Genomic DNA, 15,893 nt, shown 5'->3' on the forward strand with positions numbered 1-15,893 from the left:
ATGAGACGAATTAAAGTCAAAAAATTTCATCTTTTCGCAATACTTTCATAGTTTAACTATTCACATAGTTAACACAATGAACATGAAACAATTAAAAAGCGTAGTTATCTGCCTTCTGCTGATAGGCCTTTTCTCATTTAACGGATTTGGACAAGACTTACCCACCGATCCTAGTGTTAAGATTGGAAAGTTAAAAAACGGGTTTACCTATTACCTGAGGAGCAACCCACGTCCTGAGAACAGAATTGAGTTCAGGCTTGCCGTCAAAGCAGGGTCAATTTTAGAGGATGATGATCAACAAGGACTGGCTCATTTTACAGAGCATATGTTGTTCAACGGCACCAAAAACTTTGAAAAGAATGAATTGATTGATTTTCTCCAGAAAATGGGGCTTGAATTTGGTGGTGACCTAAATGCCTACACCAGTTTCGATGAAACCGTCTACATTTTACCTATTCCTACCGAAGACCCCAGCCACATCGATGACGCACTCCTGGTGCTTAGCGATTGGGCACATCAGGCGAGCTTCGAAGATGAGGAGATTGACAAAGAGCGCGGGGTGGTCATGGAAGAATGGCGCTTACGTTTGGGCGCTTATGAACGAATGCGTCAGCAGATTTGGCCAGTGACGCTTGCGGGTTCCAGATATGCGGAACGCTTGCCCATCGGTAAACCTGAAGTGCTCGAAAACTTTGATTATGATGCAGCGAAGAGATTCTACAGAGACTGGTATCGTCCGGATCTGATGGCGGTAATTGCTGTTGGCGATTTTGAGCTGGATGAAATGGAGGCCAAGGTCAAAAAGAACTTTGGTCAGATCAAAGGCCCCAAAAAGCCCAAGGAAAGAGTTGAGTACGGCAAACCAGATTTTGAAGGTACTCGTGTAGCGATTGCCAGTGATGATGAAGCCACAGGAAATACCATCAATGTAAATTTCATTACCCCAGGTTCTATCGAACGCAAGGCAGACAAAGCAACCTTTAGAAAGGGATTGTTGAGAGGCTTGTACTCAAGCATGATCAATCAGCGCATGCGCGAATTGGCACAATCATCCAACCCGCCTTTTCAGTTTGCCTTCAGCTCTTATGGTGGCTCCTTAGGCAAAGGAAAATATGAGTACACCATTTATGTGGATGTCAAAGAAGACCAGTTTGAAGAAGGCCTTCTTGCTGCGGTAAGAGAAAATGAGCGAGTAAGAAGGTATGGCTTTACAGAAGGAGAATTTGAACGAGCAAAAGCCTCTTACCGGAATAGTTACGAGCGACGGGTCAAAGAAGCCGATAAGCAAGAGTCAGGTCGACTGATCAATCAATACGTCAACCACTTTTTGAACGGAGGCTATTTGTTGAACAATGCACAAGAACTGGCATTGCTTGAGGAATTCTTAGACGGGATTGAGCTCAATGAAATCAATGACCTGATCAATGGGTGGATTCGAGAAGACAACCGAACGATTGAAATTCAAGCAAAATCAGAAGATGAAGCAGCGATACCGACAGAAGCCGAGCTAATCGGTATTTTGGATAATGTAAGAGAAGACGAGAGCATCACTCCATACGAGGAAGAGGAATTGGCAGCTTCTTTAATGTCTACTATACCGCAACCCGGCAAAGTGATCGAGACAGAGTCCTTTGATCAAACCGGAATAACGCACTGGACCTTGTCCAATGGGGCCAACGTTTACCTCAAACCCACAGACTTTAAAAATGACGAGGTTCGAATGACCGCCTTTAGTTTTGGTGGAACATCGCTTTATTCAGACGAAGAGTATTTTACGGCCTCGAATGTAGGTCAAATTGCCAGCGAATTAGGTTTTGGTGAATTTAGTAGTGTTGATCTGGCCAAATTTATGACGGGTAAAACGGCAAGCGTTTACACGTCGGTAGGCTCTTTAGAGGAGACAGCCGGTGGTTTTTCCAGTGTTAAAGATTTGGAGACCTTCATGCAAATGCTCTATATGAAGTTTACTGATGTGCGCGATGATAAAGACGCATTCGACAGTTGGTTGAGCAAAACGAAGAACTTGTATGCCAACATTTTGAATAGTCCTGACGTCAAATTTCAGATTGAATTAATTGATGTGATTTATGGAGGCCATCCGAGAGCAGGATTTCCCACACAAGCGCAATTTGAATCCTTAGACTATGATCGTGCAAGAGAGATCTATTTGGAGCGTTTTGCCGACGCAAGTGACTTCCAGTTTGTTTTTGTTGGCAATATTGACCTTCAGACCTTTCAGCCCCTTGTTGAACAGTACATCGGAGCGTTACCTTCTTCAAATAGCAAGGAGTCTTACAAGGATGTAGGGCCAAAATTGATGGATGGACAGGTCGATAAAAACATCTACGTTGGGGTGGATGATAAAAGCCAAGTCAACATCATTTTGCATGGAGATTATGATTATTCTTTAGAGAACAACGGGTTGATGGATGCCATTGCAAGTATTCTTTCGAATAAAATGATTGAGACCTTACGCGAAGAAATGGGAGGTGTCTATGGAGCCGGTGCCTCCGCCAGTTTGGTTGAGCGTCCGAAAGGAGAATTTAATTTCTCCATATCTTTTCCATGCAAGCCTGAGAATGTCGAGGCCCTGACGCAAGCCGCGTTGGGCGAATTAGACAAAATCAAGGCCGGAGATTTTTCTGAAGAGGACCTTCAAAAGATCATAACAGCAAGAATCCAAAACTTTGATGAGCAGATCAAACAGAATGGTTATTGGGCTTCAGCGATGACTGGATACATAAGGGAAGGCAGAGATTTTGATCTGATTTTGGAAGGAAACGAAAGAGCAAAAGCAATGACCAAAGAAAAAGTGGTCGCCATAGCCAATAAATACCTCACCAAAGAGAACATGATCAAGGCCGTCAAATTACCAGAGAAGATGAAAGGGGAAGATTTGGGTCAAGAGATCAAGAAAAATTAAACAAAGAGGGCCTTTAAGGCCCTTTTTATTTGATGATCACTTCATTAATGACGCTTTCTCCAAATTCTTGCGTGAGCATGACCAAAATTTTTCCTCTTGACATGTTCAACTCATGTTTGAGTGGTGCGGAATTCAAATAGACAAAAAGCTTTTTGTCTTTAATAAAGAGTTTGGTGGTACGTTTGGCAATGGGTGTTCCCATCACTTTTTCCCAAGAGTTCACCAGATTACTTTCATGAAAGCGGCCCTCAATTTTAAAGGATTTGAGCATATCATTGATGGCAGACCCTAGGTCTGTCGGTTCATTCTTTCGCCCATTTCTTGATCGATAATTGGTCATGGTGTAAAACCCTTTGTGCGAAGGTATCTAATCTTCAGACGAATACACAAATAAGTCTGAAGCGATCTTGTCGGCCAGCAGTTTTCCTGATTGGGTCAAGATCAAATGGCCGTCCTCTTCAAAGAGATAACTCTGATAGGCCAGCTTCTCCAAATGATTGCCATGGATCTGCAAAAGGTCAACGCCGTATTTCTCTTTTAAAAGGCTTAAGTCGCAGCCCCATTTCGTACGTAATGAGGTCAAAAGGTATTCGTTGATCTGATCCTCCTTGCTCAAGGTGATGACCTCGAATGGAATCGTTCGATCCTGTAGTCCCTTTACGTATTTCGCATTATTGGAGACATTCGCCTTTCTGAATTTTCCATTGTAGGAATGGGCGGATGGTCCTATGCCCAAGTACTTTTCATCTCGCCAATAGCCGGAGTTGTGCTGAGACTCGTAACCCAGTTGCGTAAAATTGGAGATTTCGTATTGCTCGTATTTGTACTTGGCCAGCGTTTCCACCAATAATTCGAATTGTTCAGCTGCCAGGTCTTCGTTTATCGGCTGGATGAATTCTTTTTGGAGCCAGTTACCAAAGGCCGTTTTGGGCTCGATGGTCAAACAATAGGCTGATATGTGCTCTGGGTTTAACCTGACCATTTTTTGCAGGTCGCTCATCCATAGCACATGATCATCTGCAGGAAGAGCGTAGATCAGGTCCATGCTGATGTTCTCGAATCCGGCCGCTCGGGCGTCATAAAAACACTGTTCGGCCTCTTTAGCCGTATGCTGTCTATTCATCCACTTGAGCATCTCATCATGGAAAGTTTGTACGCCAATGCTCAATCGATTGATGCCATTGGCATAAAGCATCTGTAGCTTTTCTTTCGAGAGGTCATCGGGGTTGGCTTCTAGGGTGATCTCTGGGTTGCTACTGAGCGGATAATCATAGGTGATCTGCTTCATGAGTTGCTTGAGGTGTTGCTCTTCTAGCAACGAGGGTGTGCCACCACCAAAATAGATCGTTTGTATCTTGTCATTCCCTAAGAAGTCGCGCTGCAGATCGAGTTCGAGGGATATGGCCTCCACCATGTCATCGATTTGTTTGACATTTTGTGTAAAATGAAAGTCGCAGTAATGACATGCTTTTTTGCAGAATGGAATATGAATATATAATCCGGCCAAAGATTCGTTAGTTTTGAATAAATGTTAGAAACATTGAGATCGTTTCGCCTGATTCTTTGCACCTTTTTGTTCTCTGTTCAGCTGGCACTTGCACAGTCTGAGCTACAATTACAGGTACGATCGCAAGACGCTTCGGAAGTTATTCTAAATCGATACAAGTTCAAACAAAAGCATCCGGATTCCTTGTCCGTCATGCGCACGCTCAATGAATTGGTTGCTGCAATGCACAACGACGGGTACCTGCTTGCTCGGGTGACAGCAACTGAATTGAAAGAGCAAATAGTAGCAGCACAGCTAGAAATCGGCCCCGCTTTTAAATCCATTGATTTGTCTCCCGGCAATGTGGATCCCTTGCTGTTGAGAAAAGTGGATTACCGAAGGAATTCCAAAGGTCGAGACCGATTCAATTACCGGCAATTGGCGGACATAGAAAATGAGTTGCTCAGGTATGCTGAACGAAACGGACATCCCTTTGCCTCTTTGCGCTATGATTCATTGACCATTGCTGACGATCAGATTGGGGCTTCCCTGAACCTTGAGCTAGGGCCTCAGATCCGTTTTGATTCGATTCGAGTGAATAAGGAGGTGGTGAAACGAAGGTTCTTTGAAAGTTACCGAAGCATTCAAATGGGAGAGCTTTACGATGAATTGACCGTAGAGCGAACCGTTCAGAGAATACGCAATCTGCCCTACGTGCGGTTGGTGAAGTCACCCGACCTTAGCTTTCAAAACGAAGAGGCAACGCTTTACTTTGAGTTGGAGAAGCGCAGGATCAATCGAGTTGAGGGGATCATCGGGTTTTTACCACGTGCTGGAAATGGCAATGGACTACTGATCACGGGCCAGTTCGATCTGGACCTGTATAACCCTTTTCTTTCGGGTAAATACATAGGCATACATTGGCGCAGCCCACAAGAAAAGTCTCAAAACCTCAACATGACCTATCATCATCCGAATGCATTCAGGAGTCCGGTTTCGTTCAAAGGAGCACTTGATTTTCTAAAACAAGACAACACCTTTACCAAACTCGATTTCCGCATTGATTTTGATATCCGGGTAGGAAGCCGTTCACAGCTGGCTGTTTTTACCACAACAACGAGCTCGAATTTGCTCTCCACTAGCCAATACGACAACGCGACCGCATTGCCTGAGTTTGCAGACATCGATCAAACACTTTACGGGTTGGCCTTTTCGAGCAATCGTTTGGACGACCCGTTGCTTCCGCGACGAGGATCGAACGTATACCTCAGTGCAGGTTTGGGGAATAAGCGAATCAATCCGATCGCGACTTTACCAAGCGAATTGTATGCTGGGCTAGCGCTGAAATCTGTTCAGTACCAAATGGATCTTGATGTTCAGTACTATGTCGATATTCGTACAAATTGGAATGTGAAGCTGCATGCCAATGGTGGTTGGATCAGCAATGAAAACCTTTTTCAAAACGATGCCTATCGAATTGGAGGGTTGAGCTCGATCAGAGGCTTTGATGAGAATCACTTTTTTGCAACAAAATACCTTGCCAACTCAGTGGAAAATCGATTCTATTTTGAAAGCAATTCCTATCTCTTGTTATTTGCAGATTTCGGATTATTGGAGAATGTCGCACGCGCTAAGGAAAGGGAACATTTTATTGGCTTTGGAACTGGAATTAGTTTTGAAACCCAAAGAGGAATATTCAATTTGGTGTATGCCTTGGGCTCATCGGAAAGTACAGGACCGGTGAATTTTACGAGTTCTAAGATCCATTTTGGATTTACAACGAGATTTTAATGGAGGAAATTCAAGTTCTATACGGTACCCGGAGTGGCTTTATCATCATTATTGCCCTGATCATGGCAGGGTTTACAGGCATTCGATACGCCTATACGAACATTTTTAGAAATACCTATCAGCCCGTGGCCTTGTTCAGCCTTAAGCCGATGGCAGAGCAAGGTGCCGGAATAAAACTACTCAGTACGGAAAACCTCTTGATCACGCTCTTGCTGTCCGGCAGCTTGGCCTTCTCGGGGCTAATATTCGCTCGACATTTTGGGCTATCAGCTGATCTTTTGCCCAATTCGTTTGGTGGCATTATGCTTTCTTGGGCAATTCTGCTAGCGGGTATTGGGGTGCTTTTTTTACTCAAATTCATTTTTTTGGCCTTGGTGGGCTGGCTGTTCGATTTTCCCCTCTCACAAAGTGCGCATTACCAAGAGTATCAATCTATGAGCCATGTTTTCAATTTCTTTTTCGCCCTGGTATTGGGCTTAGGTTTGATTGGCATGAGTAAATTGAATGATTCCTTTATGCAGGTAATGGCGTATACCTACTTATTCTTTTTCGTTCTCCGCCAGGGCATTTTACTATTAAGGCTCTATGTAAAAGGAGGATATACTATCTATTATATATTTTCTTACCTTTGCACCACAGAATTGATACCGTGGATTATCTGTATCGGAATTCTTTGGAACAGATAGTCAGATAGCGTTGAAAAGTAGGGAAAATCTATGTCAAACAACATGCAAGAAGATAGGTTGAATGAGGTAAAAACCATTCTGGTCTCACAACCTAAGCCGGCAGATCCTAAGTCACCTTATTATACATTAGCCAAGAAATACGATATCCAAATCGATTTCAGGCCCTTCATTCAGGTAGATCCGATTGCAGCTAAAGAGTTTCGCAAACAAAAGATTGATATACTGAAGCATTCTGCTGTGATTTTCACAAGCCGGAATGCCGTTGATCATTTCTTCAATATCTGCAAAGACCTTAAGATTGAGGTTCCTGCAGACATGAAGTATTTCTGCATCTCAGAGCAAACGGCCTACTATCTTCAAAAGTACATCGTAGTCAGAAAACGAAAGATATTCACTGGTTCTAGAACAGCACAAGACCTTATCGAGATCTTAAAAAAGCATAAGAACGAAAAGTATCTTTTCCCATGCTCAAACATCAGAAAGGATGATATTCCTAAGTTTCTAGAAGACAATGGGTACGATTTCTCGGAAGCCATTATCTACGAAACTGTAGCAAGTGACTTGTCTGATTTGGACGATGTACTATACGACGTGATCGCCTTTTACAGTCCAAGTGGGATCAATAGTTTGTTTGTGAATTTTCCTGAGTTCAAACAGAACCAGACGAGAATAGCGGTGTTTGGCCCTACTACGGCACAAGCAGCACGCGATGCTGACCTGATCCTAGATATTGAGGCGCCCATGCCGAATGCACCTTCCATGACCGGGGCTCTTGAACTATACATCAAAAAGGCAAATAAGCTGTAAATCAAATAACCGATAAGGGCTTTTTGTGGTTTGTATGTAATAAGTTTATGTCATATCAATAAATGGCTTAGATTTAGCGTTAACTTCATATGCCAAGATTTGCGGTTTTTGTACTTGTGTTCACCCTTGTAGGGTACTCATTGCGCGGTCAGCAGGATGCTCAATTCACGCATTACATGTACAATCAGGTGTATTTCAACCCTGCATTTGCCGGTTTAACCAATACCAATTCCCTTATGGCCATCCATCGCTCGCAGTGGTTTGGTTACGATGGCACCATTAACGCAAGCGGCGCACCCAATACACAATTCATTAGCTACAATGGGGTTTCTAACCTCTGGAATGGAGGTTTCGGAGCCTATGTTGTGAATGATAATTTGGGGCCGGTTAACAACCTAGAAATTCAATTGGCCGGGTCTTACACATTCAACCTTGGCGACCGAAGTTCCTTGACTTTTGGTCTGAAAGCAGGGCTTTTTTCCAACAGCATTAATTTTGACGAAATAATTGTTGTTGATCCCAATGACAATTTAATTGGGATGTCCGGCAAAGAATCACAATTGAACCCTGATATCGGTGTTGGTCTCCTCTACCGTAATGGAAATTTTTTTGGTGGTTTGAGCGCAAATCACTTACTTCAACCAAGATTTGATTATGGTAATGATCAAGTTTCCAATCAACTAGTTCGGCACTACTACGTAATGGCGGGGTATGATTACGCTCTGAATCAAGAAGTGACCATCACACCAACTTTGTTAATCAAGAACATAGGCTTTAACGAATACAGCTGGGATATAACAGCAATCGCAAAGCTCAGGGATAGGATTTGGTTTGGTGCAGCATATAGAGATACGGAGTCAGCGAGTGCATTGGTCGGTTACCGATTATTGCAAGATCGTTCGCTTTCTTTGGGTTACGCCTTTGATTTTATTATCAATGATGCAGCCAATAAGGAGCCGACTTCTCAAGAAATCATGTTGATCTACACATTTAGTTCAGAGGGCGGCGGAAGAAGAAAATTAGGAAAGAATATCATAAGAACTCCAAGATACCGTTACTAGTAATACCGAGAATGGAGATGAGGAAGTAGAAAATACGGACTATTTGTACATAAATGACAATAAATCTCTATTTTCAGCGCTTTATTGAGGAGCCGTGCAAATTGCACAACAGATAAGACTACAAAAACTAAACGAATGAGGAAGACTTTACTGGGTCTGATGTCTTTTACCTTCATATTACTCACCACGGGGTGTAGTATGTTCGAAGGATTTCTGGGGGGTGGAGGTAAAGACCAGCAAAACTATGAGGCAGGCCAACTAATGGGTATTCTCGACAGGGAAGGTTGGTACCAAGAATTACCCTATGGCATGGTTGAGATACCTGGCAATACATTCTTTATGGGGCAGGCTGATGAGGATGTAGCTGCCTCACAAATCAATTACAACCGTCAGGTGACCGTCAGTGCTTTCTTCTTGGATGCAGAGGAGATCACCAATAATGAATACAGACAGTTTTTGACTGAAGTTGCCAAAATGGTTGGCGATGATGCCTGGACCGATGACGATCCTATCATCTACCAATACCATATGGCAGGACTAGAAACCACAGGCGCAGCAGGAAATGGTGGCGCTGGTGGCAATACCGGTATCAAGCAACGACTATTAGCTCAATTGCCTTCATGGATACCAAATTCAAACGTCTGGAAAGAAGAGTTTGCCTACCACTACAGCTCAAGAATGCAAGAGTATTATTTTGAGCACCAAGCCTTTGATAATTATCCTGTCGTGGGAATTACTTGGGAAGCAGCGGACGCCTTCACCAAGTGGAGAACCTATTGGTTGAATCAAAATGAATACCTAGAAAATCAAGTGGCCGGTGGAGGTGGTGGTTTCTTTGGCATGTTTGGCGCGGATGATCCGGCAGCAATTCCTGAGAATCCTTCTGATGATCCTTTTTACACGCACGCCGATATTATGAGTAGATATCCTCGCTTCCGTTTACCAACCGAGGCAGAATGGGAATACGCAGCACGAGGCGGAAAAGAAATTGTGAAATACCCTTGGGGTGGACCTTATACCAGAAACAGAGACGGTTGTTTTTTAGCCAACTTCAAGCCAGGTAGTGGGTCTTATGCCGATGATGGGTACGATTACACAGCTCCGGTTAACACCTTCCTTCCCAATAACTTTGGCTTGTATAACATGGCCGGAAATGTTTCAGAATGGTGTCAAGACGATTATTCTCCCGTATACAATCCATTGGTTTGGGATTTGAATCCGTTGTTTCTTTATGATCCGGTGAAAGATGCCAACAGTCCTCATTTGAAAAAGAAAGTAGTAAGAGGAGGAGCATGGAATGATGTTTCTTATTATATCCAAACCGGTACAAGAACCTATGAGTACAGAGATGTTGCTTCTGCATCAACAGGATTTCGATGTGCAATGGATTATCTTGGAAAGCTAAAGAATTAACCAAAACGATCTTCAACCTTATATTTATCAATAAAAATGGCTGATAATAAAAACCTTAAGATGGCTCAAGCAGGAAAACCATCGCCTGCTCCAGCAAAAACAAATGTAGTGGCTACTAAATCAGCAGCTAAGAAGGAAGAAAAGTCTTTCTCCTCTAAGTTTTACGGCGACATCATGCCTAAGATCTATGGTCTAGGTGCGGCAGTTGTAATTGTAGGTGCAATGTTTAAGCTGAACGGATGGCAAGGAGCCACCGAAATGCTAATTCTTGGTCTTGGTGTAGAAGCCTTGATTTTTGCATTTAGTGCATTTGAACCAAAGGCAACAGATTACACCAAGTTGCTTTATGAAGGATCTGGTGGTGATAGTGCTCAGAAAAATGATGATGACATTTCATTCAAGAAGCTTCTGCAAGAGGGAGCAATGAGCAAAGAGGACATTCAAAACCTCAGAACGGGCTTCAATAGCTTGGCGACCAATGCAAAAGAATTGTCAACAATGTCTAGTGCCTCTGTAGCAACCAACGAATATGCACAAAATGCCAAAAGTGCAGCGAGTTCATTGGCTAAAATCGGACAGTCAACGGAAGCAGCTGCTAGTGCTTTTTCTGAGGTAGCAACAACAGTGAAATCTACAGGAAGTAATCAAGGCCAATTGAAGCAGGCAACTGAGCAATATTATGGAGAATTGAACAAGGCAACAGAAGGCCTTAAGTCGATGACCGCCATGTATAAGTCTGAGTTTGCTGATTCAGAATCTGTGAAAAAATATTTTGAAGCCTATATGAAAAATATGGAGACAGCGATTGAGGGAGCGACGAAGAGTTCTGCAGAGATGAAGAAATTCCAAGCGCAACTGACTGAGTTGAATTCCAATGTAGGTGCATTGAATAAAGTATATGGCAGCATGCTTACTGCCATGAAACAAGGATAATCTTAAAGAGTTAGAAAATGGCTGGCGGAAAAGAAACCCCAAGACAAAAGATGATTGGCATGATGTACCTTGTACTGACTGCCCTTCTGGCTCTGCAGATTAAAGACACGGTACTTGAAAAGTTCGTGTTGATTGAAAATGGTTTGAAGGAATCGAATATTGCCATATTTGATTACAATCAAGCGGTTTTAGCCGATATCAAATCGGATGTAGCGAATCAAGGGAATAAAGAGGGTGATCAGGCGGTTGCGAAAGCAGCAGAGAACATTCGAAAATATACCAATGGATTGATACAAGACATTGAGGCACTTAAGGATGAGGTAGGACAAGTCTCTTCTGGTTCTCAAAATAGAGATGATTATTATACCAGAGCAGTTCTTAAGAAATACGAAGCTCAGTCAAACCTGATGGTTAATCAAAAGAAGGCAGACGAGTTGAAGGAGTGGCTGGATAATTATCCTACGCAAGTCAATGCAGCGATCGCTTCTTTAGGTAAGGGCGTAATGGATGAAGAGTGGGCCGAGAGCTTGGCCATCAAGGCAGAGGATATTGAGTTCTATGCGAATAATCCAGAGGCTTTGAAAGATGACTATGCGCATTTTAACTTCTACAAAGCACCACTAGCGTCCGTGTTGGCGCAATTGACCTTCTACCAGAATCAGCTGTACAGTAAAGAATCTGAGGCGCTGAATTATGTGGCGGATCTCATTGGTTCTGGCGTAACAGTATCTCCGAATGATGTACCAGACTTAGGTGGGTTGGCACCAGTAGAAGCAGCTCCGGCAACAGAGCAAGCTTCAAATGAGCCAGCAGAAAACACCAGTACACCAACTGCGGCTCCTAATCGAGGCAGTGGACCAAGCGCGATTCCACAGGAAGATATGCTAAAAAGAGCTTTCCAAGGAATTGACTACGCACAGGCCGTAGTGCTCGCAAAAAGCAATACCGTAACGGCTGGGTTGGATTTTGAGGCTGAGGCTTTCCTGACCTTGGGTAACTCTGCGCTTACGCCTACGATCACTAGAAATGGACAAGACGTTGAAGTGGTGAATGGAAGAGGTGTGATCACCTTCAAAGCAAGCGCTAGCCCTAACGAATACGATGCCAACGATTTAGCCAAAAAGTCATTTGAGTTGGAAATTTCAGCTAAGGATGGTAGCGGTGGTGAGGTCACAAGAACAAAGACGCACGAATACTACGTCGCTCGCCCAGTGATTGAGGTGGTGGCCAAATCAGTTCAAGCGCTGTATAGAGATTGTGCGAACAATGTGACGATCAATGTGCCAAGTTTGGGTGCATCGTATTCACCAAGTTTCCGCATGACGGGAGGTACATTCACAGAAGGTTCAGGCAAAGGAGAGATTCAGATCGCTCCTGAAGGTAACGAGGCTTCTATCCAGGTGTATAGCTCAGGATTAGCCATTGGAACCAAAACATTCCCGGTACGTTCTGCTCCTGCACCAGAGGTTGATGTATTAACGAATGGCCAACCGTATGATCCGGAAGCTGGATTTACAGGGTCATTGAATGACATTTCATTTGCCTTCAATGTGGACCCTGATTGGAAAGAGTCTTTTCCAAATGATGCTTCTTTCTTGGTGTCTAAAGGACAGATTTTGATTCAAAGAGGGTCATCTGTTGCTGCAAGAGTTAACATTGATTCGCCTGATGCCATCTTTAATATGGCACAGTATAGGAACTTGTTATCTACTGGTGCAAATGTTATTGTGAAGATAGAGGAGATCGTTCGTATAAACTTTGAAGGCAAGCAAATTAGAACACCTAAGTTCTTCAATGCAACGATCCGTATAAACTAATAGAAAATGAAGCGTTTAATTTTAGCTCTCTTTTGTTTGATGCCGATGGCTTTGTATGGATTTCAAGATCCACAAAACGGAGCTGGAAGTACTGGCAATGGCTACATGGATATTTTGAAAAGAGCCAAAGATGAGGTAAGAGCTGACACAGCTGGCAATGTGGTAAAAATGGCCAATTTAGGCAGCTATGGAAGGCAAAACGATACATCTTCGGTACGTCCGATCCGAGAATCGGATGTCATGTTTAAAGTGCGTCTTTGGTCTAAGATCAATTTCAATGAGAAGATCAATGCGAACTTTATCTCAACCCAAAGCGACATCATCAAGATCATTTATGAGGGGGTACAGGCTTACTATGATGCCGGTGCACCTACTGCTGGTGATGGGCTTCAATTGTTACTCGATGAAGGCTCGGTGATCGTTCCTTACAACGACAAAGATGTTGAAGGAAGTGTTGGGTATGAGAAAAGTAAATTCGTTGAGAAGACACCGTTAACAAAAGCAGAGTTTGAGAAAGCACTGGAAAGCCAAGAGTTTACCAGACAGAACTTTGATGAAGGAAACAACGAGGCTACCTGGACGTCGAAGGTTCGTGCAGACCAGAGATACCGAGATTTATTGAGTAACCCAACAGCACTAAGAGAGAAGGCCCAAGAATTGTTCTTGGCCAATCAGGACAGTACGTTCAAAGCGAATGCGTACAATCCGCTGGCTGGGGCTAAAATGGATCAGCTGCTGATTGAAGAGGACTTGTTATTTGACAAGAACCATTCATTACCGATGTGGGATATTATTTCAGTGACCGTGTTTAGCCCATCGACTAGTCCGAGTCAAGAAGGCTTGTTCAAGGTGGAATATGCTCAATTGAAAAAGTACATCGAAAAAGTCTACAGCGAGTCGAATGCAGAGCGTGCATTTTGGTTTAACACCAAGAATCCTGGTAACAAATCTTTGAGTTTTTCAGACGCAATTGATAAGCGATTATTCAACGCTTACATCGTTTCCGTTGAGAATGTGGGCAATGAAGACATTCTAGGAAGCTTTGCCCAATCAGATGAATACAATGCGCTATTGTTTGCCGAGAAGATCAGGCTTCAATTGCTAGAGCGAGTACATAACCTCTGGGAGTACTAGACTGACATTTAAAAATAAAGAGAAAAGGAAGCTTAGGCTTCCTTTTTTTGTTGTAAGTAGTTCTTAATGAGTCGCGCCCTGGCTTCTCCAACAAGTGTCGCCAGCTCTCCCTCAGAAGCCGCCTCTATGTTCTTCATGGTTTTGTACGTCTTCATGAGCTGGTCTACTGTAACGCGCCCTACACCTTTGACGTTCTCAAGAGCAAAGTTGAAGCTGTTTTTGCTTCGCAGATCACGGTGGAAGGTGATGGCAAAGCGGTGAGCCTCATCTCGTAGTTTTTGAATTAGCTTCAGTGATTCGGATTTCTTGTCAATGTGTAGGGGAAAAGAGTCTTCGGGGAAATACAGTTCTTCTAAACGCTTCGCTATCCCTATTATCGGTATCTCTCCATATAAGTTGAGGTTTCTCAAGGCATCGCATGCTGCATTTAATTGACCCTTGCCTCCATCAATCACAATGAGCTTTGGTAAGTCTTCACCTTCATCGAGCAGACGTTGGTATCGCCTGCCAACAACCTCTTTCATAGAACCGAAGTCGTCAGGGCCTACTACTGTTTTGATCTTAAAGTGGCGGTAATCCTTTTTGGACGGGCGCCCCATTTTGAAACAAACCATGGAGGCCACAGGATTGGTTCCTTGGATATTCGAGTTGTCAAAGCATTCTATGTGTGTTGGCAACTCCTTGAGTTGTAGGTCTTGCTGGAGTTGTTTTAGGACTCGATTGCCTTTGTCTTTGACATGCTCGAGGTTCTCATACTTCTCTTTTTTCGCAAATAGTGCATTCTTCAATGAAAGCTGTATGAGCTTCTTTTTATCTCCAATTTGAGGAACATACAACTTGAAGCCCTCTTGCTCTAAATCGATGGTGACATTGGTCAGCACCTCTTTGGCAGTACTCTGGTATTGATCGCGCATATCGACCATCACTAAGGCAAGAATATCAGCATCTGCTTCGTTGAGTTTTTTCTTAACCTCAGAAGTAATGCTCAAGTTGATCGTCCCATTCTTAATGCGTAGGTAGTTCACAAAGGCATACTTTTCGTCTGAGTTGATGGTGAAAACGTCAAGATCTGTGAGCTTGGGGCTGACAACGATGGAGCGAGATTGAAACCTGTCCAGCAGATCGAGGCGTTCCTTGTAGCGCTGGGCTTGTTCAAACTCTAGCTGTTCAGCGGCTTGATGCATGGCCTCTTTAAAGTACTGCTTGGGAATACTCAGGTTACCCTTCAGAATATTTCTGGCCTGATCAATGTCTTTTAGGTAATCTTCCTCTGTTTGTAGGCCTTCGCACGGGCCCTTACAATTACCGATATGGTATTCCAGACAAACTTTAAACTTCCCTTTATTGATGTTGTCTTCGGAAAGATCATATCGACAGGTGCGGAGCATGAAGATGTTATTGATCAAACGCAACACATTGTTCATGGCCTTCACATTAGCAAAAGGCCCAAAATAGGTCCCTTGTGAGGGAATCATTTTTCGAGTGCTGTAGATTCTGGGAAAACGTTCATTGGAAAGACAGATGTAAGGAAACGTCTTGTCGTCTTTCAGCAGGATGTTGTACTTCGGCTGGTTTTGCTTGATCAGATTATTCTCCAGCAAAAGAGCATCGAATTCTGAATTGACGATCGTTATGGCGATGGTTTCAATTTCAGAAACGAGCCGTCGTGTTTTTCGGCTAATGTCTTTTTGTTTGGTGAAATAGCTGGAGACTCTCTTCTTTAACGACTTGGCCTTCCCAACATAGATCAGTACTTCTTTTTCATTGAAGTATTGATAAACGCCTGGTTGATCGGGAAGCTTGCTTAGATCGTTCGGATGGAGCTTTGTGACCTGCATGGGT

General features: G+C 43.3%; 12 protein-coding genes. 9 read left to right on the top strand and 3 right to left on the bottom strand.

Going from position 1 to position 15,893, the window contains the following annotated elements; all coding sequences use genetic code 11:
• Positions 1–82 precede the first annotated feature (82 nt).
• Positions 83–2,923: a M16 family metallopeptidase gene (locus tag AC2D6U_RS11755; protein ID WP_484721182.1), complete on the top strand. Its 2,841-nt coding sequence runs from the start codon at positions 83–85 to the stop codon at positions 2,921–2,923.
• A 25-nt stretch (positions 2,924–2,948) separates the two neighbouring features.
• On the opposite strand, the gene AC2D6U_RS11760 is transcribed toward AC2D6U_RS11755, so the two are convergent.
• Together AC2D6U_RS11760 and hemW are read right to left on the bottom strand one after the other, a co-directional pair.
• Positions 2,949–3,263, bottom strand: coding sequence for a DciA family protein (locus tag AC2D6U_RS11760; protein ID WP_484721183.1), 315 nt, complete (start codon positions 3,261–3,263; stop codon positions 2,949–2,951).
• A 27-nt stretch (positions 3,264–3,290) separates the two neighbouring features.
• Positions 3,291–4,430 carry a radical SAM family heme chaperone HemW gene (gene hemW / locus AC2D6U_RS11765; protein WP_484721184.1) on the bottom strand — a complete coding sequence of 380 codons (1,140 nt, stop codon included), beginning with the start codon at positions 4,428–4,430 and terminating at the stop codon, positions 3,291–3,293.
• Positions 4,431–4,451: 21 nt separating this feature from the next.
• Here hemW and AC2D6U_RS11770 point away from each other — a divergent pair, with 21 nt between their 5' ends.
• The 8 genes from AC2D6U_RS11770 (at position 4,452) to AC2D6U_RS11805 (ending at position 14,051) form a co-directional block, all read left to right on the top strand.
• Positions 4,452–6,200, top strand: a complete 1,749-nt coding sequence (locus tag AC2D6U_RS11770; protein ID WP_484721185.1) for a ShlB/FhaC/HecB family hemolysin secretion/activation protein — start codon at positions 4,452–4,454, stop codon at positions 6,198–6,200.
• On the top strand, positions 6,200–6,886 hold the full coding sequence (locus tag AC2D6U_RS11775; RefSeq protein WP_484721186.1) for a DUF4271 domain-containing protein: 687 nt from the start codon (positions 6,200–6,202) through the stop codon (positions 6,884–6,886). Before AC2D6U_RS11770 ends, AC2D6U_RS11775 begins: the two co-directional genes overlap by 1 nt.
• Positions 6,887–6,916: 30 nt before the next feature.
• Positions 6,917–7,693 carry a uroporphyrinogen-III synthase gene (locus AC2D6U_RS11780; RefSeq protein ID WP_484721187.1) on the top strand — a complete coding sequence of 259 codons (777 nt, stop codon included), beginning with the start codon at positions 6,917–6,919 and terminating at the stop codon, positions 7,691–7,693.
• Between the two features lie 89 nt (positions 7,694–7,782).
• Positions 7,783–8,754 carry a PorP/SprF family type IX secretion system membrane protein gene (locus AC2D6U_RS11785; RefSeq protein WP_484721188.1) on the top strand — a complete coding sequence of 324 codons (972 nt, stop codon included), beginning with the start codon at positions 7,783–7,785 and terminating at the stop codon, positions 8,752–8,754.
• Positions 8,755–8,889: 135 nt separating this feature from the next.
• Positions 8,890–10,167 carry an SUMF1/EgtB/PvdO family nonheme iron enzyme gene (locus tag AC2D6U_RS11790; RefSeq protein WP_484721189.1) on the top strand — a complete coding sequence of 426 codons (1,278 nt, stop codon included), beginning with the start codon at positions 8,890–8,892 and terminating at the stop codon, positions 10,165–10,167.
• Positions 10,168–10,203: 36 nt separating this feature from the next.
• Entirely contained in the window at positions 10,204–11,100 is an 897-nt protein-coding gene (gene porL, locus AC2D6U_RS11795; RefSeq protein ID WP_484721190.1) for a type IX secretion system motor protein PorL/GldL, read from the top strand.
• A 17-nt stretch (positions 11,101–11,117) separates the two neighbouring features.
• Positions 11,118–12,917 carry a type IX secretion system motor protein PorM/GldM gene (porM, locus tag AC2D6U_RS11800; protein WP_484721191.1) on the top strand — a complete coding sequence of 600 codons (1,800 nt, stop codon included), beginning with the start codon at positions 11,118–11,120 and terminating at the stop codon, positions 12,915–12,917.
• 6 nt (positions 12,918–12,923) lie between these two features.
• Positions 12,924–14,051 carry a hypothetical protein gene (locus AC2D6U_RS11805; protein ID WP_484721192.1) on the top strand — a complete coding sequence of 376 codons (1,128 nt, stop codon included), beginning with the start codon at positions 12,924–12,926 and terminating at the stop codon, positions 14,049–14,051.
• 32 nt (positions 14,052–14,083) lie between these two features.
• Here AC2D6U_RS11805 and uvrC read toward each other — a convergent pair whose 3' ends face one another.
• Positions 14,084–15,889: an excinuclease ABC subunit UvrC gene (uvrC, locus tag AC2D6U_RS11810; protein WP_484721193.1), complete on the bottom strand. Its 1,806-nt coding sequence runs from the start codon at positions 15,887–15,889 to the stop codon at positions 14,084–14,086.
• Positions 15,890–15,893: the final 4 nt, after the last annotated feature.

This window comes from Roseivirga sp. YIW32 (assembly GCF_057219245.1).

What these genes read in the sequence shown, in the direction of transcription:
- porM (WP_484721191.1), top strand. Translation starts at nt 11,118, where the DNA reads ATGGCTGGCGGAAAAGAAACCCCAAGACAAAAGATGATTGGCATGATG.
- AC2D6U_RS11775 (WP_484721186.1), top strand. Translation starts at nt 6,200, where the DNA reads ATGGAGGAAATTCAAGTTCTATACGGTACCCGGAGTGGCTTTATCATC.
- uvrC (WP_484721193.1), bottom strand. Translation starts at nt 15,889, where the DNA reads ATGCAGGTCACAAAGCTCCATCCGAACGATCTAAGCAAGCTTCCCGAT.
- AC2D6U_RS11770 (WP_484721185.1), top strand. Translation starts at nt 4,452, where the DNA reads ATGTTAGAAACATTGAGATCGTTTCGCCTGATTCTTTGCACCTTTTTG.
- porL (WP_484721190.1), top strand. Translation starts at nt 10,204, where the DNA reads ATGGCTGATAATAAAAACCTTAAGATGGCTCAAGCAGGAAAACCATCG.
- AC2D6U_RS11785 (WP_484721188.1), top strand. Translation starts at nt 7,783, where the DNA reads ATGCCAAGATTTGCGGTTTTTGTACTTGTGTTCACCCTTGTAGGGTAC.
- AC2D6U_RS11790 (WP_484721189.1), top strand. Translation starts at nt 8,890, where the DNA reads ATGAGGAAGACTTTACTGGGTCTGATGTCTTTTACCTTCATATTACTC.
- AC2D6U_RS11755 (WP_484721182.1), top strand. Translation starts at nt 83, where the DNA reads ATGAAACAATTAAAAAGCGTAGTTATCTGCCTTCTGCTGATAGGCCTT.
- AC2D6U_RS11780 (WP_484721187.1), top strand. Translation starts at nt 6,917, where the DNA reads ATGTCAAACAACATGCAAGAAGATAGGTTGAATGAGGTAAAAACCATT.
- AC2D6U_RS11760 (WP_484721183.1), bottom strand. Translation starts at nt 3,263, where the DNA reads ATGACCAATTATCGATCAAGAAATGGGCGAAAGAATGAACCGACAGAC.
- AC2D6U_RS11805 (WP_484721192.1), top strand. Translation starts at nt 12,924, where the DNA reads ATGAAGCGTTTAATTTTAGCTCTCTTTTGTTTGATGCCGATGGCTTTG.